We start from the raw sequence: 21,621 nt of genomic DNA on the forward strand, positions 1-21,621 counted from the left end.
AGCATTTCCGAAATGCTCTAACCTTCGAAGGGAACGGAGATCTGCGAGCGAGTGACGAGACCCTTCATGCATTCGCCGGCGGCCGGCCCATCGCAGACCGGCGTGTCGTTGATGAGGATGCGGGTCACGCTCTCGCATTTGACATTCGGCATGTCGAACTGGCGCACGCGCTTCTTGCCCTGCGGCAAATCGCGGAAATCGAGAACGGTGATGCGGTCGACGGCATTCTTGTCGTTGAAGAAGGCGAGCTCGAAGGAAACCTTGTTGATGGCGGCGGGCAGCTTGTTGAGCGCCACGAAGGTCATCATGCAGCCCTTCTGCGAGGGCGCCAGCGCGTTGAGTTCGACATCGAGGGAGGCTGCGGGCGCCGCCTCCTGCGCCTGGGCTACGCCTGCAACCGTCATCACCAAGCCGGCCGCAACGGCCGCAAACCTACCCGTCATCATCTTCTCCGCATTGTCGCGAGCCGTCAGCGGACGGCTTCGTATCAGCAATCTCAAAAACTTGACTACGTTAGTCTTCTATTGCGTCTTTAAAAAACTATGAGTAAGAAAGTCAAGTTAATTGTAAACGCAGCCGGAGACCTTCTGATCGCCGGCCTCACGGAATTGCCAACCGAAATGATGGTTGAAAAGCCAGACACCTTTAAACATGCGCCAATGCCCAACCAGCCGGCGGCGCAGCACCGGATCGTCGAAAGCGCGGATCTTTTCCGCGGCACGAACGAGATCATGATCAGACACGACGGGCTGGTTTACCGCCTGAAGATCACCCGCCAGGGCAAACTCATTCTCAATAAATAGGGCCAATAAGTAGGTAAGACATGACCGAGCAGAAAAGACCGGCTCCAGCAGAAATCCGCGCGTTTCGGGCCGAAAATCCGAAGATGCGCGAGCGCGATATGGCCGCCCGGCTGAAGATTTCCGAAGCAGCCCTCGTCGCGGCCGAGACCGGCATCAGCGTCACCCGCATCGACGGCAGCGCATTGAAGCTTCTCGAGCGCGTGGAGCGCCTCGGCGAAGTGATGGCGCTGTCGCGCAACGAAAGCGCCGTGCACGAAAAGATCGGCGTCTTCGAAAACATCAAATCAGGCGTGCAGAGCGCGATCGTTCTCGGCGAGAATATCGACCTGCGCATCTTCCCGAGCCGCTGGGAGCATGGCTTCGCCGTCTCGAAGAAGGATGGCGACCAGGAGCGCCTCAGCCTGCAATATTTCGACAAGGCAGGCAACGCGGTGCACAAGATTCACCTGCGCCCAAACTCTGATATCGAGGCCTATCACGCGATCGTCGCCGAGCTGAAACTCGAAGACCAGTCGCAGGAATTGCTCGAGGCCGAGGTCTCGAATGCCGCCGATGAAGCTGCCGATGTCAGCCGCGACGAGTTGCGCGACAACTGGAGCAAGCTCACCGATACCCACGAATTCTTCGGCATGCTGAAGCGCCTGAAGATCGGCCGCCAGGCGGCCATCCGCACCGTCGGCGACGACTATGCCTGGAAGCTCGACAACACTGCGACGGCGGGAATGACGCATGCTTCGGTGAAATCGGGCCTGCCGATCATGTGCTTCGTCGCCAATAACGGGATCGTCCAGATCCATTCCGGCCCGATCTTCAACGTGCAGGCGATGGGTCCATGGATCAACATCATGGATCCGAACTTCCACCTGCATTTGCGCCAGGATCACATTGCCGAGACCTGGGCCGTGCGCAAGCCGACCAAGGACGGCCACGTCACCTCGCTGGAGGCTTACAATGCCGCGGGCGAGATGATCATCCAGTTCTTCGGCAAGCGGAAGGAAGGCTCCGACGAGCGCGCCGAATGGCGCGAGATCATGGAAAACCTGCCGCGGGCAGCAAGTGCCGCCGCATGAGGACCACAGCGATGACGATGCGTAAAAACCTGCGCCGGATCCGCCTTTGGGAACTGGCCCTGACGGCCGCCGTCATGGCGCTGCCGCTGATCCAGACGGCGCCGGCCGGCAAGCACTTCACTTTCATCCGCACCGCTCACGCCGAGGAAAATAAGCTCGATACGTCGCGCCTCGTTTCGGTCGGCGGCGACGTCACCGAGATCGTCTACGCCCTCGGCGAGGAAAGCCGGCTGATCGCCCGCGACACGACGAGCCTCTATCCGGAGGCAGCGCTGAAGCTCCCGAATGTCGGTTACATGCGGGCGCTCTCGCCGGAAGGCATCCTTGCGATGAACCCGACGGCGATCATCGCCGTCGAAGGCTCCGGTCCGCCGGAGGCGCTTGTTGTGCTGAAGAATGCCAGCGTTCCGTTCGAGACGGTGCCGAATGCCTTTACCCGCGACGGCATCATCGCCAAGATCGACCGCGTCGGCACGCTGCTCGGCGTGCCTGACAAGGCAAAGACGCTCGAAGAAAAGGTCGCTGCCGATCTCGACACGGCGATCGCCGATGCCGAAAAGCGCTCGGAGGCCGAGCGCAAGCGCGTTCTCTTCATACTCAGCGCCCAGAACGGCCGGATCATGGCCTCGGGCACCGGCACGGCGGCCGACGGCATGATCAAGCTTGCCGGCGCCGTCAATGCCGTCGGCGTATTTCCGGGCTACAAGCCGCTTACCGACGAGGCGATCATTGAAGCCAAGCCCGACATCATCCTGATGATGAACCGCGGCGACGGCGCCGGCACCAGGAACGAAGACCTGCTGGCCCAGCCGGCAATCGCGTTGACGCCGGCCGGAGAGAAGAAGGCGATCATCCGGATGGACGGCGTCTACCTGCTCGGCTTCGGCCCGCGTACGGCGAGCGCGGTGCGTGACCTCAATGCGGCGATCTACGGGGGCTGATCATGGCCCTGCCTCAAGCCATGACGGAGCGAAGGCGACCATTCCAGATGGAAGAGATGCGTGATATCAGCCAGGCAGGCGACCGGACGCGGCTCGCCCTGCTGGCGATCGCCGTGCTCGCCGCCGGCTCGGTCTTCTCGATGCTGTTTTCGGTGACGACGGGCGCTTCGGATGCATCGATCCTCGACGTGATCCGCAACATGACGGGCACGGAGACGGCGCTCAGCGCCCGTGACCGCATCATCATCTTCGATATCCGCCTGCCCCGGGCGATCCTCGGCTTCCTGATCGGCGCCTCGCTTGCCGTTTCCGGCACGGTGATGCAGGGCCTGTTCCGCAATCCGTTGGCCGATCCCGGCCTCGTCGGCGTCTCCTCTGGCGCAAGCTTCGGCGCGGTCGCCATGATCGTGCTCGGCGGCGGCCTCGCAGCCCCGCTCCAGGCATTTTTCGGCATCTATGCGCTGCCCGCGGCCGCCTTCGGCGGCGGCCTCGCGACGACGCTGCTGCTCTACGGGATTGCGACACGGCATGGCCAGACCTCGGTGGCGACGATGCTGCTTGCCGGCATCGCGCTCGGCGCGCTTGCGCTGGCGCTCACCGGCCTCTTGATCTACTTGGCGAACGACCAGCAGCTGCGCGACCTGACCTTCTGGAGCATGGGCTCGCTTGCCGGCGCCACCTGGACGAAGATCGCCACCGCCGGCCCGATCATTCTCCTGTCCTTCACCGTCCTGCCCTTCCTGGCGCGCGGCCTCAATGCCATCACGCTCGGCGAGGCAGCCGCCTTTCATATGGGCGTGCCGGTGCAGCGGCTGAAGAATGTCGCGATCGTCGGCGTCGCGGCCGCGACCGGCGCTTCCGTGGCCGTCAGCGGCGGAATCGGCTTCGTCGGCATCGTCGTGCCGCATGTCCTGCGCATGGCGATTGGGCCGGATCATCGTTTCTTGCTGCCCGCCGCAGCCCTTCTCGGCGGTTCGCTGCTGATCTTCGCCGACGTGCTCGCCCGCACCCTGGTCGATCCTGCCGAGCTGCCGATCGGCATCATCACCGCAGCGGTCGGCGGCCCATTCTTCCTGTGGATCCTGCTGAAGCAGCGTTCGCGCCTTGCCCTCTGAGCAACCTTGTGAGTGACGTGCAGATGATCGAAGTGTCCGGCCTCTCCGTGCGCCTTTCCGGCAAATCAATCGTCAGCGACGTCTCCTTCAGCGCAAAGGCCGGTGAACTGACGGCGATCGCCGGACCGAACGGCTCCGGCAAGACGACAACGATGAAAGCAATCTCCGGCGAGCTTGCCTATGACGGCTCCGTGCGCATCGACGGCGATGAGGTGAAGGGGCTGAAGCCCTGGCAGCTTGCCGCCATTCGCGGCGTGCTGCCGCAGGCAAGCGCCATCTCCTTTCCCTTCACTGTGCGCGAGATCGTCCGCATGGGCCTGACCGCGGGCCTGAACCCGCACCCCGACAAATCAGATCAGACGACGGCGGCCGCCCTCGCCTCGGTCGATCTGACCGGTTTCGAAGGCCGCTTCTACCAGGAACTCTCCGGCGGCGAGCAGCAGCGCGTGCAGCTTGCCCGCGTGCTCTGCCAGATCTCGGAACCCATCATTGATGGCAAGCCCTGTTGGCTGCTGCTTGACGAGCCGGTCTCGAGCCTCGACATCAGCCATCAGCTGACCATCATGTCCCTCGCCCGCACGTTGTGCGAGCGCGGCGGCGGCGTCATCGCCGTCATGCACGACCTCAACCTGACAGCACTTTTTGCCGATCGCATCGTGCTGATGAAATCCGGCCGGCTCGCCGCCGCCGGTAGAGTTAAAGAGGTGCTGACCGACGAGACGATGCTTTCGGTATTTGGCTGCGCGCTGCGGATCAATCAGATCCCGGCTGATGGCACGCCTTTCGTGCTCGCCCACAGCGCCCTCTCCCATGCCTGAGCCTGCGCGGGCGGAACTTTTGCCCCTTCAACACGTTGTCGGCAATGATCTGGGTCAATGCCGGGCGACATCATTCATGCAACGGACGGTGGTGACCCTCGTGCGAAACAGGCGGGCCCGCGCGCGCCCCAGCCAATGGAGACAGCCATGAGCTATTCTATCTTCCAGTCCGGCCGCAGCCGCCGCAACGGCACCTTCCACCATCTTGAATCCGGGATCGAAGAACAGATCGAGGCATTGCGCGACGAGCTCGCCGAACTGACGCGCCTCGTCGGCAAGAACTCGCGCCACCAGAGCGAGAAGATTCGCAGCCAGGCTAGCGCCGGCTTTGAGGAACTGCTCGGCCGCAGCGAGGAACTGCTGCGCGAGCTGCAGCACGGTTATGAGCGCGGCGCAACCGAAATGCGCGAGACGGTGCGCAATCATCCGCTGGCAACCATCGGCGCCGCTGCCGCTTTGGGCTTGGCCATCGCCTTCCTCGCCCGTCGCTGAGGAAGCTCGATGCTCTCGATCCTCAGTCTGCTCACGGGCGCGAGCGTGCATCGGACCGTTGCGCGCGTCAAACGTAACAGCATCTTCGTCGCGCTTGCCGCGCTGTTCCTCCTTACAGCCTATGCGCTGGCGGTGGCCGCTGGCGCCATTTGGCTCGCTGGCATCTACGGTCCCCTCGCCGCCGTCCTCTTCCTGGCCTTCGGCGCGCTGCTGATCGCAGTCATCATGCTGGTGGTGATGTCGATCATCAACGCCCGCGAGGCACGTCGAGCCCGCGATCGCCGAGCGGCGCTGGAATCTCTGGCGACGGTAGGCATCGGCCTCGTCCGCGCCCAGCCGCTGCTCACTGCCGGCGTCCTGGCGGCCATCGTCGCGGCCAATCTGATCGGCTCGAAGCGGGAGGATTAGGGGAGCCACTCGCTCGCCCACAAGAAGAGAGGTAGGAAGGTGTGCTATCCCTTTCTACACGCAAGCAGAAGATTGGGACAGGACTCCCACTCCACTCTCCCTCACCTGTGCTCGTCACAGGAATCCAGCCACGGCGCGTCTGCGCCGTGAATGAAAAAGCTTCAAAGGTTAGAGTCGTTCGCGGCCAACGGCTTGGGCGCGCTGGATTCCTGTGACAGGCACAGGAATGAGGGAGGAGAGGTAGTGCCTCGAATAACAACCACCGTGCAGCGTCCTCCCCGTGCAACGAAGCAAAACGCCGGCGCGCCCAAGAAGCAGCCGGCGTCCTTTTCAAGCAGAGTCGCTTTTCAGAACGCAAAAGCCTTCGATGTTAGAGGCGCCGAAGTGGCGTCGGGGCCGAAATCGGCCTCGCCTGAAATCTGCAGCAGTTCCTGCAGGCGCTGCCGCGCGCGGTTGACGCGGCTCTTGATGGTGCCGACGGCGCAGCCGCAGATTTCGGCGGCTTCCTCGTAAGAAAAGCCCGAAGCACCGACGAGGATGATCGCTTCGCGCTGGTCCGGCGGCAACTGGTCGAGCGCCTTCTTGAAGTCCTGCAGGTCGAGCGCGCCATATTGCGAGGGATGCATCGCCATCGATTCCGTGAACAGCCCGTCGCTGTCCTGCACCTCGCGGCCACTCTTGCGCATCTGGCTGTACAACTCGTTGCGCAGGATCGTGAAGAGCCAGGCCTTCATATTGGTGCCCATCTCGAAATGATCCTGCTTGGCCCAGGCTTTCATGATGGTGTCTTGAACGAGATCATCGGCGCGATCGTGCCGTCCGATCAGCGAAATGGCAAAAGCGCGAAGGCTAGGGAGGGCCGCCAGCAATTCCCGCTTGAAGCTGGGTTGCAGTTTCTCTTCCATGCGACGATCCTATTCGGCCATCTTGGCAGAAGCCATCATTTCAGCATGGTCGAGCTTTTCGAGAAGATCGAGAAAACGATCGGGGATCGCCTCTTCTTGTGCCGCGGCATAGAGCGACCGCAGCTTGACGCCGATCTGGTTGTTCGGGTCCAGAATATCGCTTGCCCGCAGCTCCAGCTTCCGCTGATCCGCCGCCTCTTTATTGCGTGTAGTCATCAACTCGTCTTCTCACCGTTATCTGTTACAAAGGCGTGCAATCAAGAGATCAACCACCGACACCGACCGTTCCACTATCGATATCGCTGATATTTGCCGCGGCATGGATCAAAATGCTACGCTCGCCCTTTCTTTGTCGGGTGGAATAATGCGGCGCGACAAAAAAAGTTCCTACCGTTCCGGAACTTTTTTACCAAGGCAGCGTTAACTGGCCATTGAACCCACGACCGGCCTGCATACGGGAGCCTTTAATGACACTTTCCACTCGAATTGCGCCGCACCTTCCTTATCTGCGTCGCTATTCCCGCGCCCTTACCGGCACCCAGACTTCAGGCGACGCTTACGTCGCTGCCGTTCTTGAAGCCATTATAGCCGATTTGTCGATTTTCCCGGATACGGCCAATGACCGGGTCGCGCTTTACAAACTGTTCACGCAACTATTTGGTTCCACTGCGGTGCAGATTCCGGAGCCGACTTCCCCTTATGCATGGGAACAGCGCGCCACACTCAATCTGTCCAAGGTTTCCCCCGGCGCCCGCCAGGCTTTCCTGCTCGCGTCGGTGGAGAATTTCCGCGTTGCAGAAATCGCGGAAATTCTCGAACTCGATGAACAGGATGTCATGCAGTTGCTCGACAAGGCCTCGCAGGAAATCTCCCGTCAGGTCGCAACCGACATCATGATTATCGAGGATGAACCGCTGATCGCCATGGATATCGAGCAGATGGTCGAGAGCCTCGGCCATCGCGTCACCGGCATTGCCCGCACGCACGCCGAAGCCGTCGCGCTCTACAACAAGACGAAACCGAGCATGGTGCTCGCCGACATCCAGCTTGCCGACGGCAGTTCCGGCATAGACGCGGTCAACGACATCCTCAAGACGTCGAGCGTGCCGGTGATCTTCATCACCGCATTCCCGGAACGGCTTTTGACGGGCGAACGCCCCGAACCCACTTTCCTCGTCACCAAACCGTTCAATCCCGACATGGTCAAGGCACTGATCAGTCAAGCTCTTTTCTTCAATGAATCGACCAAGGTAGCCGCCTGAGACGCAATTTTCCGGTTCTCGGAACCAAACCGCCGAGACAGGCGTTCCGGTGCTACCGGGCGCCCCGATGGCTTTAACTGTTTTTGCAGCGCTTTATTCTAGAGTTGGCAGGCGGTTTCGGGCGGGGCGTTCCGTTCAGCGATGCTCCGAGATGTCACAGGGAAAGGCGGCCGAGTGAATACGACTGAACCATTGTCGGGCACGCCTTTCACCTTCGAAGGCAAAGCCGCAATGATGGAGCGGGCGCTCGGCAGCGCCGGGATTTCGATCCTCTGCCAGGACGCCCGGCTTTCAATCTTCTACGCCGAAAATCTGCCGCCGCATTTCGCAGCGCTTTTTATGCCCGGCGGCAGTGATTCCGCCCTTTTCGGTGATGTCCATGGACAATATCTGACGGCGCTGAAGCGCAAGGTGCTGGAGACTGGCATTCCCAACAATGCCGAGGTCGAAATCGATGTCGACGGCGAACTGCGTACCTACGAATTGAAGATCCAACGCACTGGCGACCGCGGCACGCTTGGACTTCTGTCCGTGATGACGGAGGTCACTGAAAGCCGGCATCGCGAAAAAGTGCTGAAATCGCTGCTGCGTGAGCTCTCGCACCGCTCGAAGAACCTTCTCGCTATCATTCAGGGCATTGCGACTCAAACAGCGCGCAACACGCTCTCCCTCGACAGCTTCCTCCTCAAGTTCCGCGGCAGGCTGCAATCGCTTTCGAATTCCCAGGACCTCGTCACGGATTCGAGCTGGCGGGGCGCCTATCTTTTCGAACTCGCTGAAAAACAGTTCGCTCCCTACTGGCCGGAGACATCAGGCTCCATGCCGATCTACGGCATCAATGCCCATCTGACGCCGAATGCCGCCGTGCATCTCGGCCTCGCCCTCCACGAGCTCATTGTCAACTCCGCTTCCTACGGGGCAATATCAGGCGGCGCCGCCTCAATAACGTTGAACTGCCGTGAAGCGATGATCAACGACAGGAAGGCGATCGAGATCGCCTGGGCCGAAGTGCTGCAGGATCAGTCTGAAGTCCATGAATTCAGCGATAACAGCTTCGGCCGCACCGTGCTGGAGCGTGTCGTGCCCTCGTCGGTCAACGGCAAGGCTGAATTGAACCTCGTGCCCGGCCGCATCGAATATCGGCTGACTATTCCGGAAACCGAATTCGAGATCTTCAAGCGAGTGTGAAGCGCGACACCACAACGAAAAACAGCCGGTGCGAGGGCGGCGCACCGGCTGTCTTCACTCACCGGGAGGGGACCGTGAGTACGTCCGGATGGTGGGTTGGGGGCGCGCATGTTGGGTCGATGCGATCACCATCCGGATACCGCAATAACGGCGAAGTTTAAGTTTGGTTCCCTGCCATTCGAAAAAAATCGTGTTTTTTTAATCTTTTTTCCGATGCCCTTCCCTCGCCGCACGCTCAGATAAATCATTGGTCCAGACTGAAGAAATTGATCTTTAAAAAACAGTTATTTACCGGCACCTCTTCCATGAGGATCCGTCAAAATTTTACCGTTTGATAAATTTTTAAACCTGGGTTACGCTTTCCCTCACAGGCCGTTTACAAATAATGAGGGAACTTCAATGGAACGACTGGAAACTGGGATTCATGCCGGCCGGCTTTCGCCCGCCGAGTATGAGGCTAATTTTTCCGATCTGCATCCGCGCCTTGACAATCACGAGGCGCTGGTCGCCGCCGACCGCTGTTATTTCTGTTATGACGCGCCGTGCATGACGGCCTGTCCCACCTCGATCGACATTCCGCTTTTCATCCGCCAGATTTCGACCGGCAATACGCTGGGTTCGGCCAAGACGATCTTCGACCAGAACATCCTCGGCGGCATGTGCGCCCGCGTCTGTCCCACCGAAGAGCTCTGCGAACAGGCCTGCGTGCGTAACACGGCCGAGGAACGGCCAGTCGAGATCGGCCGCCTGCAGCGTTATGCGACCGATGCCGCCATGCAGGTCGGCAAACAGTTCTATGTCAGGGCCGAAGCGACAGGAAAGAAGATCGCCGTCGTCGGCGCCGGCCCAGCAGGTCTTGCCGCCGCCCATCGTCTCGCCGTGAAGGGTCATTCCGTCACGATTTACGACGGCAGGGAAAAATCCGGCGGCCTCAATGAATACGGAATTGCCACCTATAAGACGGTCAACGATTTCGCCCAGCAGGAAGTTGATTACATCATCTCGGTCGGCGGCATCGACGTCCGCCACGGCGCCCTCCTTGGCCGCGATTTTTCGCTCTCCGATCTGCAGTCGCAATATGACGCCGTCTTTCTGGGCATAGGTCTTGCCGGCGTCAATGCGCTGCGTATCGAGGGCGAAAACCTAGCCGGCGTCGAGGACGCCGTGGATTTCATCGCAGCGCTCCGCCAGGCTGAAGACAAAAGCGAAATCCCGATCGGCCGTCGGGTCGTCGTGCTCGGCGGCGGTATGACGGCGATCGACGCTGCCGTGCAGGCAAAGCTGCTTGGCGCCGAAGAGGTGACCATCTGTTACCGCCGCGGCAAGGAGCACATGAACGCCTCCGAATACGAGCAGGATCTTGCCAGCTCGAAGGGCGTCATCATCCGCCACTGGTTGGCGCCGAAATCGATCCTGTCGCAGGACGGCAAAGTTGCCGCGATCGAAGTGGAATACACCAAGATCGTCGAGGGCCGCCTCGTCGGCACCGGCGAGACCGGCGTGATTGCCGCCGACCAGATCTTCAAAGCGATTGGCCAGACCTTTGATGCCGGGGACCTTGGTTCGCTGCGCATGGAGTCCGGCCGCATCGCGGTCGACGTCGAAGGCCGCACCTCGCTCGACGGCGTCTGGGCCGGCGGCGACTGCGTCTTCGGCGGCGAGGACCTCACGGTTTCCGCCGTCGCCCACGGCCGCGACGCGGCTGAATCCATCCATCGCGCCCTCTCCGCAACAGCCGCTCCGGCTGTCGCGGTTGCTTGAAGGGGAGAATGAACAATGGCTGATCTCCGCAACAATTTTGTCGGCATCAAATCCCCGAACCCGTTCTGGCTGGCATCCGCGCCGCCGACCGACAAAGCCTATAACGTCGAGCGCGCCTTCAAGGCCGGCTGGGGCGGCGTGGTCTGGAAGACGCTCGGCGAGGAAGGCCCGCCCGTCGTCAACGTCAACGGTCCGCGCTACGGCGCGATCTTCGGCGCCGACCGCCGCCTGCTTGGCCTCAACAATATCGAGCTCATCACCGATCGCGACCTCTATACAAACCTGCGTGAAATGAAGCAGGTGAAGATGAACTGGCCGGATCGGGCGCTGATCGCCTCGATCATGGTGCCCTGCGAGGAACAGGCCTGGAAGTCGATCCTGCCTCTGGTCGAGGAGACCGGCGCCGACGGCATCGAACTCAATTTCGGCTGTCCGCATGGCATGTCGGAGCGCGGCATGGGCTCCGCCGTCGGCCAGGTCCCGGAATATATCGAAATGGTCGTGCGCTGGTGCAAGCAGTACACCCGCATGCCCGTCATCACCAAGCTGACGCCCAACATCACCGATATCCGCCGCCCCGCCCGCGCCGCCAAGGCCGGCGGCACCGATGCCGTCTCGCTGATCAATACGATCAATTCGATCGTGTCGGTCGATCTCGATAACTTCGCTCCCAACCCGACGGTCGGCGGCAAGGGCAGCCATGGCGGCTATTGCGGCCCGGCGGTCAAGCCGATCGCCCTCAACATGGTCGCCGAGATCGCACGCGATCCAGAAACCTACGGCCTGCCCATCTCCGGCATCGGCGGCATCACCACCTGGCGGGACGCGGCCGAATTCCTGGTTCTCGGCGCCGGCAACGTTCAGGTCTGCACGGCGGCGATGACCTATGGCTTCAAGATCGTGCAGGAGATGATAACGGGTCTCTCCGACTGGATGGACGAAAAGGGCCATCGCAATCTCGACGACATCACCGGCCGCGCAGTGCCCAACGTCACCGACTGGCAGTATCTGAACCTCAACTATGTCGCCAAGGCGAAGATCGACCAGGATGCCTGCATCAAATGCGGCCGCTGCCACATCGCCTGCGAAGACACCTCGCACCAGGCAATCACCAACGTCGTCAACGGGCTACGCCATTTCGAGGTGATCGAAGAGGAATGCGTCGGCTGCAATCTCTGCGTCAACGTCTGCCCGGTCGAGAACTGCATCACCATGGAACCGCTTGCCGCCGGCACCATCGACAAGCGCACCGGCCGCGTCGTCGATCCGAACTATGCCAACTGGACGACCCACCCGAATAATCCGATGGCGCGCCAGGCGGCGGAGTGACGGCTTCGCAACGCCGCGGACCAGCGCGTCCGCGGCGTAACGCTAGATTGCAAATCCGGATTTCCGGCTTGATGGACGACCCTGAAGCGGGAACATCATGAGGCTGTCGAAGTTAGCACAGGCGATCTCCGCGAGAGAGCCATGCACGACCACTCAAGCAGCGAAAAATCGAGACCGGCACCCCCCCGTTGGAGCCGACGCCTCCCGATCGGAGCGGAGGTTGATGCCGGCGGCGTTTCGTTCCGGCTATGGGCCCCTGCCAGGGAACGCTGTTTCCTCGTCATCGAGGAAAATTCCGGATACGAGATGACGGCGGAGAAAGGCGGCTACTTCTGCCTCTATCTGCCCGGTCTGGCTGCAGGGACGCGATACTGGTTTCACTTCGAGAACGCAGGTGATCTTCTTGCCGATCCTGCCTCGCGTTTTCAGCCGGAGGGTCCATCGGGGCCATCAGTCGTCGTGGATCCGACGCGGTATCAGTGGCGCGATCACCATTGGCAAGGAATGTCCCCCTTCGGAGCCGCTCTCTATGAGATGCACGTCGGCACCTTCACAAGGGAGGGGACCTTTGCGGCGGCCAGGGAAAAGCTGGCAAGACTCCGGTCGATTGGCATCAACTGCCTGGAAGTAATGCCGATCAACGAATTTGAAGGCGAGTTCGGCTGGGGTTATGACGGCACGTTGCTCTATGCTCCGACCCGACTCTATGGACCACCGGAGGATGTGCGCGCCTTTGTCGACGAAGCCCACCGGATCGGCATTGGGGTGATCCTCGACGTCGTCTACAATCACTTCGGTAAAGGTGAGCGTTTTTGCGAATTCACACCAGACTATTTCACCGAGCGTTATTCGAACGAGTGGGGCAAGTCGATCAACTTCGATGGACCGAACAGCCGTGGCGTTCGCGAGTACGTCGCAAAGAACGCGGCTTATTGGATCGACGAATTTCATTTTGATGGACTGCGCATCGATGCAACGCAGGCCTTATTCGACTCAAGCCGCGAACACATCGTCACGGTTATCGCCAGGGAAGCTCGCGCAGCAGCGAGACAGCGTCAAATCTATCTCGTCAGCGAAAATGAGCCGCAACAAACCAGTATGGTGCGGCAGGCTGAGGTGGGAGGGCATGGGCTGGACGCCTTGTGGAATGAGGATTTCCACCGCTCCGCGACAGTGGCGCTGACGGGCCGCAACGAAGCCTATTTTCATGATTATTGTGGTACCGCTCAGGAGCTCGTTTCTGCCGCCAAATATGGCTGCCTGTTTCAGGGACAAAGATATGATTGGCAGGACAAACCACGGGGCACTGCGGGGCTCGACCTCAAGCCGTGGAATTTCGTACACTTTCTCCAAAACCACGATCAAGTCGCTAACTCCGGCACAGGAGCGAGGATCGGCCACATAACATCGCCGGCTCGCCTTCGAGCCCTGACGGCGCTCCAGCTGCTGGGGCCGCAGACCCCCATGCTCTTTCAGGGGCAGGAGTTTGGTTCCTCTTCCCCGTTCTATTATTTCGCTGATCACACCGGAGAAATCGCCGACATCGTACGGCAGGGACGGCGCGATTTTATCAGTCAATTCCCGAACCTGCGGGATGAAGAACTCATCAGACACATGGCGGATCCATGTGCTCGCGAGACGTTCGACAAGGTGAAGCTTGATTGGGCCGAATGGGAGATGAACGCGGCAGTCGTTCAGCTTCATCGCGACCTGCTGAATCTGCGTCAGACAGAAAAGGCATTTTCCCGCCAAGCCTGCGCCCGTGACGGGCAATTGGACGGCAGTATCTTGTCCAGCGCCTCCAGCACCGCCTTCCTCCTCAGATTCTTCGCGGAAAAACCGTCTGAGGAGAGACTATTGCTGATCAACTTCGGCAATGATCTCGTGATCGACAGTCTGCCGGACCCGCTTTTTGCTTCACCAAGAGGTCACCAATGGCATCTCTGGTGGTCGAGTGAAGATGCCGCCTACGGTGGCAGCGGACGCCGCCCCTATGACTTTCAGAAGCGTTGGGTATTGAACGGGGATATCGCCCTGGTTCTCGCCCCCGTAAAAGTCGACCACCGGCAAAACGCCTCGGCAGTGCCGATGGAGGAATGGCAGGCCGGCATTTTGCGAGCCGGAGACTCCCGGTAGCTAACGGCAGGCACCCGGCCTTCGGCGTTCAAGCAGACGTTCGAGGAACTGAGCGAGGGAGTGGCCTGAATTCTCGCCCTCGCCACTGAGGACGGTAACACCCCACCTCTTTAGAACATGCACCTGGACTTCGGTTGGCTCGTGCATTAGAGAAAAAGAGGTGGTCGGTGTCGGTCCAGTCCTGTCCGCCGCCATGTTGACCACAAGTGATGCAGCAAAAAGCGTATATTCAGATCGGACATGCTGTAGCCGATGAACAGCAACGTCGAGGCGAAGGCATCGCTCCTGAATTTAATATCCAAGGGAGCGTCGAATGAGAGGCGGTCGAAATAATCCGACTCGGTCAGCACCAGCGTGTCGGGATCGGAGAAATCACCGTGGTATTTGACGATCTGCGTTTTGCCGGCTGGCGCGGCCGCCATGTCTTTCGCACTTGTGATCCGGGTGAACGGCCGTTCGAATGTCTCATAGGACATTTCGAGATTTGCATCATAATTTGTGGTGTAAACGAGAGGAAAGTCCAGTTCCACGATGAGCCGATGCAACTCCGAACTCCTCAGTTGCTCCGGCGAAATCTGCCACTCGCGCTTCATCCATGCGACCAACTGAGACAATGACCCGTGCTTCAGCCGGTAATATTCGGCGATTTCCTGATAGGTGGTGCCGTGCTCGGCGGCGAACGACGACGGCAGGCCGAGATCCACCAACATGTGGTCGACGAGGCAGTTCCACGACGGCAAGCCGACATTCATCGATATGCCTGCCCCAACGAACAAGATGGCCTGCCGGCGTTCAAGCGCACCGGCGATCGCCATTATCTGTTCATCGTGTGGCACAAATTCTCCTGACTGCCATAGATCGAACGTCGTCTGGAGGGACTTGTTTCCGTTCGCTAGCGTACCTCCGTGAGGTGCCTAAGCGGCCGACTGCAAGGATGCAACCGAACCGGCAGCTCCGTGGTCCAGCTTAGCCTGCCTAAGTGGCGTCGCCGGTCCTCTGGGGGCCCCTGCGCGTCTCCAGCTCGTGGGCATAGGGTCCCGCATGTCCACCGGTTCTCATGAAGTGCTTATCGATCTCGTCGATAATCGCTTCAGCTTTTTGTCCGGCATTTAATCTGATCAGAGCGTCCAGTTTCGCTTCGGTGCGATCATCGTTTTCCTTCGAAGACGGAGAGCCGATATAGAGAAAGTAGGCAAGACCGACGACCTGCCAGAGCAACTGCAAGAATTCGGACTGCCAGTTTTCAAAGGTGTCTCGGCTCATCTCCATCAGGTAGGCATTGATATCAGGGGCTTGACCGTGGCTCTGTTGCTCGCCGACAAAGGCGAACCAGCCAAATAACCAATGGCCGGCGAGCGAAAATAGAAAGAAGCCGACTGTGATCCAGGCGTAGGCGTATTTCTTGAACATGATACCTCCTTTGGCAGGCTACTGGTGCGTCAGCCGCAATAGAAGTCCGATCAGCTGGTTCCTGGCCTGCCCTTCAAGTTTACCCGGATCGAGAAATCGGAACTGTCGCGCCGGCTCTGAAAACGGGCAGGACCTCGCGTCCGTAGACTTCTATGAATTCGCACTGATTGCGCCCGACATTATGAATGTAGATCTCTTCAAATCCCATCGCGATGTCAGCTTCCAGCCACTCGACATGCTGTTGCGGATCGGCCGAGATGCGCACATGCTCATCCATGTCTTCGGGCCGCACCTTCAGGCACGCCTCGTCGAACTCCTCCGGCAAACGAAGCGTTTCCGAGATCGCGGCCGAAATCGCGTTGCTCCGCCATTGGTCAAAAGCGTTTGCCCTGGCTTCGCCTTCGGAGTCGGCATAGGACACATGCGCCTGTAAATAGAGCGGCTTGTCCTTCCCGCCGCCACGGCGGAAGGCATCGACGACTTCGCCGAGCTTGTCGGGCGGCTGGTTGATGGTGATAAGCGCATCCGCCCATTCTCCCGCCCACTCGGCCGTTTCGGGCGAAAGAGCACCGGCGACAATGCGGGGAAGCCTGTTCGACAGGGTATGGACCCGCGCCTGATCGACTTTGATCGGCGTTGACCGACTGACAAGCTTCCCCGACCATAAGTCCCGTATGATCTCGACCGCCGCTCGCAGTCGTTCATTTCTTTCTGCCTTGGAAGGCCAGCGTTCCCCCATGACGTGTTCATTCATGGCTTGCCCGCTGCCGACCGCGATCCACGGCAACCGTCCGGGAAACATCTCTGCGATCGTCGCGCCGGCCTGTGCAGTAATCGCCGGATGATAACGCCAGCCCATAGGGACGGTTATGATACCGAAGGGAATAGACCGCGTCGCCTGGAGGCCCGCCCCTAACCAAGCCCAAGCAAAGCCTGACTGACCCTGCCTCTCGCTCCATGGCGTCAGATGATCGGACGACATCACGGCGCCGAAACCTGCAGCTTCCGCCGCCTGCACATATCCAAGGAGCTCACTTGGCGAAAATTGTTCATGGGATGCGTGATAACCGATGAGCGTCATGATCCGTTTCCTTCCGAAACAAACCAATGGTTGGCATAGGGCTCGAGCTCCGGGCGTGGTTGGAGGATACCTTCGAACTCCACATCGCCGATGAGATCTCTGAACTTCCTGGGCTGCATGCCGCTAAAATCGATTTCCGTCTTGCAGGAAAACGGTCCGTCGGCGACGATCGGCTGACACAGTTTTCCGACATTCGCACTGGAGAACCCCGCCTTCCTCTCCGACCACCATTGCATCGGCAGCCGCACTGCTGGTCGCGGTGCTTGCCTAGGACGGGTTCTGCACCTTCGAATATGGGATAGCCTATGCATACCAGCTGCTGCTTTGGTTCGGCACCGCGACGGTCTCCCGATAATCTCTGTTGCCACACCTTCTAACGGTTCCGGAGGGAGGGGGTTCCTTGAGCCGCGCCACGGCTACGAACGGGAAGTGGGGATGAGGTCTGGCCCGATGGAACCCAAGCGCACCACCGGTGTTCTCCAAAGATCCCAAACAAGTAGGAAAGCTTCCGATGGATCAGTCCACGACACCGCTGGGAGGTCCCACGCGATCACCTCTCCAACCGAAATGGTGGCATACGGCAACTGTCTATCAGGTCTATCCGCGCAGCTTCTGCGATTGTAACGGAGATGGCATCGGCGATTCCGGGCATTACCTCGAAGCTCGATTACCTGAAGAAACTCGGGATCGACATCATCTGGCTGTCGCCGATCTACAGGTCGCCGATGGACGACAACGGCTACGACATATCCGACTATAGGGACATCGCCCCCGAGTTCGGCTCGCTCGCAGATTTCGACGAGCTGGTGGCGGAGGCGAAAGACCGCGGGATCGGCATCATGCTCGACCTCGTCGTGAACCACACCTCCGACGAGCATCCGTGGTTTCTTCAATCTCGCCGCGACCTGGACAACCCATTCCGCGATTTCTACATCTGGCGCAAGCCCGCCCCGGACGGAGGACCGCCGAACCGGTTAACATCCTCCTTCGGCGGGCCGGCCTGGACGCTCGATCCCGCCACCGGCGAATATTACCTGCACATGTTTTCCCGTCGCCAGCCGGACCTCAATTGGGAGAGCGAGAAGGTCCGGTCGGAAATCTACGACATGATGAACTGGTGGCTCGAGCGCGGCATTGCAGGCTTTCGAATGGATGTCATCGACTATATCGGCAAGCAGGTGGATCAGGAGCTCGTCAAGGACGGACCACATTTGCACGATTATCTGCAGGAGATGAATGCCAAGACCTTTGGCAGCCGCGATATCCTGACGGTCGGCGAAGCCTGGAGCGCCACACCCGGCGCAGCGCTCCTCTATTCCGGGCGTGAACGCCGGGAACTGTCGATGATCTTCCAGTTCGAGCACGTCACCCAGCAATGGGACGCGGTTTATGGGAAATGGCGCCCGAAGCCGTTCGACCTCGTAAACCTCAAGACCGTCCTCAGCAAATGGCAGCTTGCTCTATCCGAAGATGGGTGGAATTCGCTCTTCTGGGGCAATCATGATCTTCCGCGCGCAGTCTCGCGCTACGGCAATATCACCGGCTATCACGTTGAGTCGGCGAAGATGCTGGCGACCGCGTTGCATCTCCTGAAGGGCACGCCTTTCGTGTATCAGGGCGAGGAGATCGGCATGACGAACGTCCCCTTCACCTCCATCGAACAGTATCGCGATATCGAAACTATCAACATGCACAGACTGCACGTGGAGGCCGGCCTTTCACCGGAGGAATTCATCCGCGGAGCAAACGAGAACGGCCGCGATAACGCCCGCACGCCGATGCAATGGAGTGCTGCCCCCTATGGCGGTTTTTCCACAGGCGTCCCCTGGATCGAGGTCAATCCCAATTATCCGAAGGTGAACGCCGAAGCGGCCATCAAGGAAGAGAAGTCGATCTGGAATCATTATCGCAAGCTGATCGCTCTCCGGAAAACCCACCCTGTTATCGTTTATGGCGAGTACCGGTCCTGGCTCGACCAGCACCCCGATGTCTTCGTTTATACCCGCACGCTCGACAGGAGCTGGATCATAGTGGTCGCCAACTTCACACCCAGGGACATTACGCTGAGTTTGCCGACGGAGCTCGCTATCAACGGAGAATGCCTCATCTGCAATTATGAACCAGTGCACATGATCGGCGAAACTGTTGAGCTCAAGCCATACGAAACCTTCGCGATAGAATGTAAGTGAAGCTCTCGAGCCAGTGCGCGCTTTGCCAACCGACGGAGTGACGGTTTTCGGCGATCTCGAACTCTTTGAAAAGTTGCACCCTATGTTGGCATCACGCGATCAGCCGCCGAATGACTTCCGATAGGCGTGCGGGCTCGTGCCCAGCCGCTTGCGGAAGTGGTGCCGCATCGTCGCCAACGTGCCGAAGCCGCTTGATATCGCGATATCGTCGAGCGATACGGCAAGTTCTCTTTCGAGAAGGTCGCGCGCATGGCGCAGCCGCTCCTTCAGCAGCCATTCGCCGACGCTGAGACCCGTCGTCGCTTCGAAGCGGCGCTGGAAAGTGCGCATGCTCATGCCGGCCTTTTTGGCGAGCAGGCTGATCGGCTGCTCCTCGGCAAGGCTTGCGCGCATCCAGTCGATCAGCGGGCTGAGGCGTATGCCCTCACGTTCCTCCGGAACCGGCGCGCCGATGAACTGCGCCTGCCCGCCTTCGCGGTGCGGCGGAACCACGAGGCGGCGGGCGACGCTGTTTGCCGCCTCCGAGCCGAAATCGCCGCGAACCACATGCAGGCAGAGATCGATGCCTGCGGCGCTGCCGGCCGCTGTCAGCAGGCTGCCCTCATCTATGTAGAGTACATCCGCGTCGAGCGTGATGTCGGGATAACGCTCCGCGATCGAGTTGACATAGCGCCAATGTGTTGTCGCCCTGCGGTTGGCAAGCAGTCCGGCGCCGGCAAGGACTGCAACGCCGGAACAGAGCGACATGATGCGCGCGCCGCGCTGATGCGCTGCCTTGAGAGCGGCGGCAAGCGGTTCCGGCACCGGCGCATCGATCGACCGCCAGCCGGGCACGACGATCAGGTCCGCCGCGTCGAGGACTTCCAGCCCCCTGTCGACCCCGACCGTCAACCCGCCGGCGGCGCGAAGCGGCCCCAGCTCGATGCCGCAGACGGAGAAGCGATACCACCCCTCGCCCATCTCGGGACGCGGCAGGCCGAAGACCTCATAAGCTATCCCGAATTCGAAGGTGCAGAGCCCGTCATAGGCAAGCACCGCGACCAGCGGTCCGTTCGTCTTCGGAGATATGTTTGGCATGATCTTTACGCTGTCAGTCACGATGGCCAATTTCGCCGAGCTTTAACATCGGCGATATCAGGGGGCAATCCAGCACGAAAGGAAAGACCGATGCCAAGCGCCGTCTCCGAAATCCCCGCCGCCGAGCCTGACCTCGCCGCCGCCCATTATGCCGCTAAGCTCGCCTTCGAGACCGATTGTTCGGATGTCCGCGCCGCTTTCGCAGCTGGAAAGGTCGATTTCGTTCTTCTCGATGTGCGCTCGCCGGCACTGTTTGCGCAGTCCCATGTGCCGGGCGCGATTAACCTGCCGCACGGCAAGATGACCGCACATCGCATGTCGGAATGGGCAAAAAACACGCTCTTCGTCGTCTATTGCGCTGGTCCTCATTGCAACGGCGCCGACAAGGCGGCCTTTCGCCTTGCCAAGCTCGGCCTCAGAGCCAAGCTGATGATCGGCGGCATGACCGGTTGGGCCGATGAGGGTTTTGCCTTCGAAACCGAAACCATCGCTGCCGAATAACAGAAGGCTCCCCTCCACGATGCGCAGGGAGCCTCATGTCTCAAAACTCAATGACGATCTTGCCGAAGGGGCCTCGATAGAGATGATCGAGCGCCTGCGGCAGCTCTTCGAAGCCATAACGCCTGTCGATAACAGGCTTCAGCCCGGTCTGGTCGACGGCGCGCACCAGATCCTCCAGTGCCCTGCGGTGGCCGACCGTAATTCCCTGCAGGACGGGCGCCTTGAGAAGCAGTGGCGCCACCGGCGCCGAGAGCTCAAAACCCTCGAGGACGCCGATCACCGAAATGCGGCCGTTGATCGCCACAGCCTTCAGCGCTTGGCCGAGATGTGGTCCGCCGACGATTTCGAGCACGTGGTCGGCGCCGTAATCGCCGGTCAGTTGATGGAACTGCGCCACCCAGTCGCCCTCGTGCCGGTTGATCAGATGATCGGCGCCGAGCGCCAGCGCCCGGTCGAGCTTTTCGCTACTGGCTGACGTAATGAAGACCTCGGCGCCATGCGCCTTGGCGATCTGCAGGCCGAAGAGCGCGACGCCGCCGGTTCCCTGCACCAGCACCTTGTCGCCAGCCTTGAGCTTGCCGCATTCGATCAGTGCGAACCATGCCGTCAGTCCGGCGCAGGGCAGCGTGCTCGCTTCAGCGGCATCGAGCGTTTTCGGCGCATGCGTGAACCACTCCTCGGAAAACACGGTGTGTTCGGTCAGCACGCCCGGATGGAAGCCGCCGCGCGTCTGGTAGGGTAGATTACGCGCGTTGCCCGGGCCGCGTCCATCGATCCAATCCGGGGAAAAGGTGGATATAACTCGATCTCCGGGTTTGAAGCGTGTGACATCCGGCCCGACGGCCTCAACCACGCCTGCCATGTCCGAGGCCGGGACAAAGGGAAACTGCAGCGGCAGTCCCATGCCGCTTTCGAGCACAAGCCTGTCGCGGAAATTGAGGGAGACCGCCTGCGTCCGCACCCGGATCATCCTGCCAGACACGTCGGGAATTCTCGCTTCACCGATCTTCAGATTGGCCTCCGGCCCAACGGCATCGGTTTGCCACTGCTTTGTCGTCTGCATCTCCTGCTCCTTCTCGATTGGAGGAGCAGCAGGTATATCGTTGAATATTCATCGCCTGTTGCGATATTATGT

Annotated in this window: 21 protein-coding genes and 1 pseudogene; 14 read left to right on the forward strand and 8 right to left on the reverse strand. The window is 60.2% G+C overall.

All coding sequences use genetic code 11. The annotated features are described in order from the left end of the window. Positions 1-17: 17 nt before the first annotated feature. Positions 18-443 (reverse strand): hypothetical protein, encoded by a 426-nt coding sequence (locus NXC14_RS17100; protein ID WP_085779152.1) that lies wholly within the window; start codon positions 441-443, stop codon positions 18-20. A gap of 177 nt (positions 444-620) precedes the next feature. Between NXC14_RS17100 and NXC14_RS17105 the strand changes: the two genes are divergently transcribed. The 7 genes from NXC14_RS17105 (at position 621) to NXC14_RS17135 (ending at position 5,647) form a co-directional block, all read left to right on the forward strand. Next, on the forward strand, positions 621-803 hold the full coding sequence (locus NXC14_RS17105) for a hemin uptake protein HemP (protein WP_085780163.1): 183 nt from the start codon (positions 621-623) through the stop codon (positions 801-803). Positions 804-823: 20 nt separating this feature from the next. Further along, entirely contained in the window at positions 824-1,873 is a 1,050-nt protein-coding gene (locus tag NXC14_RS17110) for a ChuX/HutX family heme-like substrate-binding protein (RefSeq protein WP_085779153.1), read from the forward strand. An 11-nt stretch (positions 1,874-1,884) separates the two neighbouring features. After that, positions 1,885-2,814, forward strand: coding sequence for an ABC transporter substrate-binding protein (locus NXC14_RS17115; protein WP_085780164.1), 930 nt, complete (start codon positions 1,885-1,887; stop codon positions 2,812-2,814). Positions 2,815-2,816: 2 nt separating this feature from the next. Next, entirely contained in the window at positions 2,817-3,929 is a 1,113-nt protein-coding gene (locus tag NXC14_RS17120) for an iron ABC transporter permease (protein ID WP_085779154.1), read from the forward strand. A 23-nt stretch (positions 3,930-3,952) separates the two neighbouring features. Continuing rightward, on the forward strand, positions 3,953-4,747 hold the full coding sequence (locus NXC14_RS17125; protein WP_085779155.1) for a heme ABC transporter ATP-binding protein: 795 nt from the start codon (positions 3,953-3,955) through the stop codon (positions 4,745-4,747). Between the two features lie 147 nt (positions 4,748-4,894). Continuing rightward, the gene (locus NXC14_RS17130) at positions 4,895-5,239 is read left to right on the forward strand and encodes a DUF883 family protein (protein ID WP_085779156.1); all 345 of its coding nucleotides are present in this window, start codon (positions 4,895-4,897) and stop codon (positions 5,237-5,239) included. Between the two features lie 9 nt (positions 5,240-5,248). After that, positions 5,249-5,647 (forward strand): hypothetical protein, encoded by a 399-nt coding sequence (locus tag NXC14_RS17135; protein ID WP_085779157.1) that lies wholly within the window; start codon positions 5,249-5,251, stop codon positions 5,645-5,647. A 347-nt stretch (positions 5,648-5,994) separates the two neighbouring features. Here the strand turns inward: NXC14_RS17135 and NXC14_RS17140 are convergent, their stop codons facing one another. Beyond that, entirely contained in the window at positions 5,995-6,552 is a 558-nt protein-coding gene (locus NXC14_RS17140; RefSeq protein ID WP_011426507.1) for an RNA polymerase sigma factor, read from the reverse strand. 9 nt (positions 6,553-6,561) lie between these two features. Then, positions 6,562-6,768 (reverse strand): NepR family anti-sigma factor, encoded by a 207-nt coding sequence (locus tag NXC14_RS17145; RefSeq protein WP_011426508.1) that lies wholly within the window; start codon positions 6,766-6,768, stop codon positions 6,562-6,564. A 251-nt stretch (positions 6,769-7,019) separates the two neighbouring features. Here NXC14_RS17145 and NXC14_RS17150 point away from each other — a divergent pair, with 251 nt between their 5' ends. The 5 genes from NXC14_RS17150 to treZ all read left to right on the forward strand — a co-directional run bounded on the left by NXC14_RS17150 (position 7,020) and on the right by treZ (position 14,228). Next, entirely contained in the window at positions 7,020-7,814 is a 795-nt protein-coding gene (locus tag NXC14_RS17150; protein WP_020922074.1) for a response regulator, read from the forward strand. Between the two features lie 192 nt (positions 7,815-8,006). Then, positions 8,007-9,002, forward strand: coding sequence for a sensor histidine kinase (locus NXC14_RS17155; protein WP_176536356.1), 996 nt, complete (start codon positions 8,007-8,009; stop codon positions 9,000-9,002). Positions 9,003-9,401: 399 nt separating this feature from the next. After that, positions 9,402-10,763 (forward strand): NAD(P)-dependent oxidoreductase, encoded by a 1,362-nt coding sequence (locus tag NXC14_RS17160; RefSeq protein ID WP_085779158.1) that lies wholly within the window; start codon positions 9,402-9,404, stop codon positions 10,761-10,763. A gap of 15 nt (positions 10,764-10,778) precedes the next feature. Continuing rightward, positions 10,779-12,092, forward strand: coding sequence for an NAD-dependent dihydropyrimidine dehydrogenase subunit PreA (gene preA, locus NXC14_RS17165; protein ID WP_064811151.1), 1,314 nt, complete (start codon positions 10,779-10,781; stop codon positions 12,090-12,092). A 141-nt stretch (positions 12,093-12,233) separates the two neighbouring features. Further along, on the forward strand, positions 12,234-14,228 hold the full coding sequence (treZ, locus tag NXC14_RS17170; protein ID WP_085779159.1) for a malto-oligosyltrehalose trehalohydrolase: 1,995 nt from the start codon (positions 12,234-12,236) through the stop codon (positions 14,226-14,228). Here treZ and NXC14_RS17175 read toward each other — a convergent pair. The 3 genes and pseudogenes from NXC14_RS17175 to NXC14_RS17185 all read right to left on the reverse strand — a co-directional run bounded on the left by NXC14_RS17175 (position 14,229) and on the right by NXC14_RS17185 (position 16,719). Beyond that, positions 14,229-15,043, reverse strand: a pseudogene (locus NXC14_RS17175) (SIR2 family protein). 160 nt (positions 15,044-15,203) lie between these two features. Beyond that, positions 15,204-15,638, reverse strand: coding sequence for a DUF6766 family protein (locus tag NXC14_RS17180; RefSeq protein ID WP_085779160.1), 435 nt, complete (start codon positions 15,636-15,638; stop codon positions 15,204-15,206). A 79-nt stretch (positions 15,639-15,717) separates the two neighbouring features. Next, positions 15,718-16,719 (reverse strand): TIGR03885 family FMN-dependent LLM class oxidoreductase, encoded by a 1,002-nt coding sequence (locus NXC14_RS17185; protein ID WP_085779161.1) that lies wholly within the window; start codon positions 16,717-16,719, stop codon positions 15,718-15,720. Between the two features lie 617 nt (positions 16,720-17,336). Here NXC14_RS17185 and NXC14_RS17195 point away from each other — a divergent pair. Beyond that, the gene (locus NXC14_RS17195) at positions 17,337-18,908 is read left to right on the forward strand and encodes an alpha-glucosidase (protein ID WP_245362164.1); all 1,572 of its coding nucleotides are present in this window, start codon (positions 17,337-17,339) and stop codon (positions 18,906-18,908) included. A 99-nt stretch (positions 18,909-19,007) separates the two neighbouring features. Here NXC14_RS17195 and ftrA read toward each other — a convergent pair whose 3' ends face one another. Then, positions 19,008-20,006, reverse strand: a complete 999-nt coding sequence (gene ftrA / locus NXC14_RS17200; RefSeq protein WP_085780166.1) for a transcriptional regulator FtrA — start codon at positions 20,004-20,006, stop codon at positions 19,008-19,010. Between the two features lie 69 nt (positions 20,007-20,075). On the opposite strand from ftrA, the gene NXC14_RS17205 reads away from it, so the two are divergent. Further along, positions 20,076-20,486, forward strand: a complete 411-nt coding sequence (locus NXC14_RS17205) for a rhodanese-like domain-containing protein (protein ID WP_085779162.1) — start codon at positions 20,076-20,078, stop codon at positions 20,484-20,486. Between the two features lie 40 nt (positions 20,487-20,526). Here the strand turns inward: NXC14_RS17205 and NXC14_RS17210 are convergent, their stop codons facing one another. Beyond that, positions 20,527-21,549 carry an NAD(P)-dependent alcohol dehydrogenase gene (locus NXC14_RS17210; protein WP_085779163.1) on the reverse strand — a complete coding sequence of 341 codons (1,023 nt, stop codon included), beginning with the start codon at positions 21,547-21,549 and terminating at the stop codon, positions 20,527-20,529. Between the last annotated feature and the right edge of the window lie 72 nt (positions 21,550-21,621).

The organism is Rhizobium sp. NXC14, from assembly GCF_002117485.1.
Lineage (GTDB): Bacteria > Pseudomonadota > Alphaproteobacteria > Rhizobiales > Rhizobiaceae > Rhizobium.

Bases quoted from the DNA above. Each gene is read 5' to 3' on its own strand.
- NXC14_RS17185 (WP_085779161.1), bottom strand. From the start codon at position 16,719: ATGACGCTCATCGGTTATCACGCATCCCATGAACAATTTTCGCCAAGT.
- NXC14_RS17130 (WP_085779156.1), top strand. From the start codon at position 4,895: ATGAGCTATTCTATCTTCCAGTCCGGCCGCAGCCGCCGCAACGGCACC.
- NXC14_RS17145 (WP_011426508.1), bottom strand. From the start codon at position 6,768: ATGACTACACGCAATAAAGAGGCGGCGGATCAGCGGAAGCTGGAGCTG.
- NXC14_RS17125 (WP_085779155.1), top strand. From the start codon at position 3,953: ATGATCGAAGTGTCCGGCCTCTCCGTGCGCCTTTCCGGCAAATCAATC.
- NXC14_RS17105 (WP_085780163.1), top strand. From the start codon at position 621: ATGATGGTTGAAAAGCCAGACACCTTTAAACATGCGCCAATGCCCAAC.
- NXC14_RS17120 (WP_085779154.1), top strand. From the start codon at position 2,817: ATGGCCCTGCCTCAAGCCATGACGGAGCGAAGGCGACCATTCCAGATG.
- NXC14_RS17180 (WP_085779160.1), bottom strand. From the start codon at position 15,638: ATGTTCAAGAAATACGCCTACGCCTGGATCACAGTCGGCTTCTTTCTA.
- preA (WP_064811151.1), top strand. From the start codon at position 10,779: ATGGCTGATCTCCGCAACAATTTTGTCGGCATCAAATCCCCGAACCCG.
- NXC14_RS17135 (WP_085779157.1), top strand. From the start codon at position 5,249: ATGCTCTCGATCCTCAGTCTGCTCACGGGCGCGAGCGTGCATCGGACC.
- treZ (WP_085779159.1), top strand. From the start codon at position 12,234: ATGCACGACCACTCAAGCAGCGAAAAATCGAGACCGGCACCCCCCCGT.
- NXC14_RS17160 (WP_085779158.1), top strand. From the start codon at position 9,402: ATGGAACGACTGGAAACTGGGATTCATGCCGGCCGGCTTTCGCCCGCC.
- NXC14_RS17205 (WP_085779162.1), top strand. From the start codon at position 20,076: ATGCCAAGCGCCGTCTCCGAAATCCCCGCCGCCGAGCCTGACCTCGCC.
- NXC14_RS17110 (WP_085779153.1), top strand. From the start codon at position 824: ATGACCGAGCAGAAAAGACCGGCTCCAGCAGAAATCCGCGCGTTTCGG.
- NXC14_RS17100 (WP_085779152.1), bottom strand. From the start codon at position 443: ATGACGGGTAGGTTTGCGGCCGTTGCGGCCGGCTTGGTGATGACGGTT.
- NXC14_RS17150 (WP_020922074.1), top strand. From the start codon at position 7,020: ATGACACTTTCCACTCGAATTGCGCCGCACCTTCCTTATCTGCGTCGC.
- NXC14_RS17115 (WP_085780164.1), top strand. From the start codon at position 1,885: ATGACGATGCGTAAAAACCTGCGCCGGATCCGCCTTTGGGAACTGGCC.
- NXC14_RS17140 (WP_011426507.1), bottom strand. From the start codon at position 6,552: ATGGAAGAGAAACTGCAACCCAGCTTCAAGCGGGAATTGCTGGCGGCC.
- NXC14_RS17210 (WP_085779163.1), bottom strand. From the start codon at position 21,549: ATGCAGACGACAAAGCAGTGGCAAACCGATGCCGTTGGGCCGGAGGCC.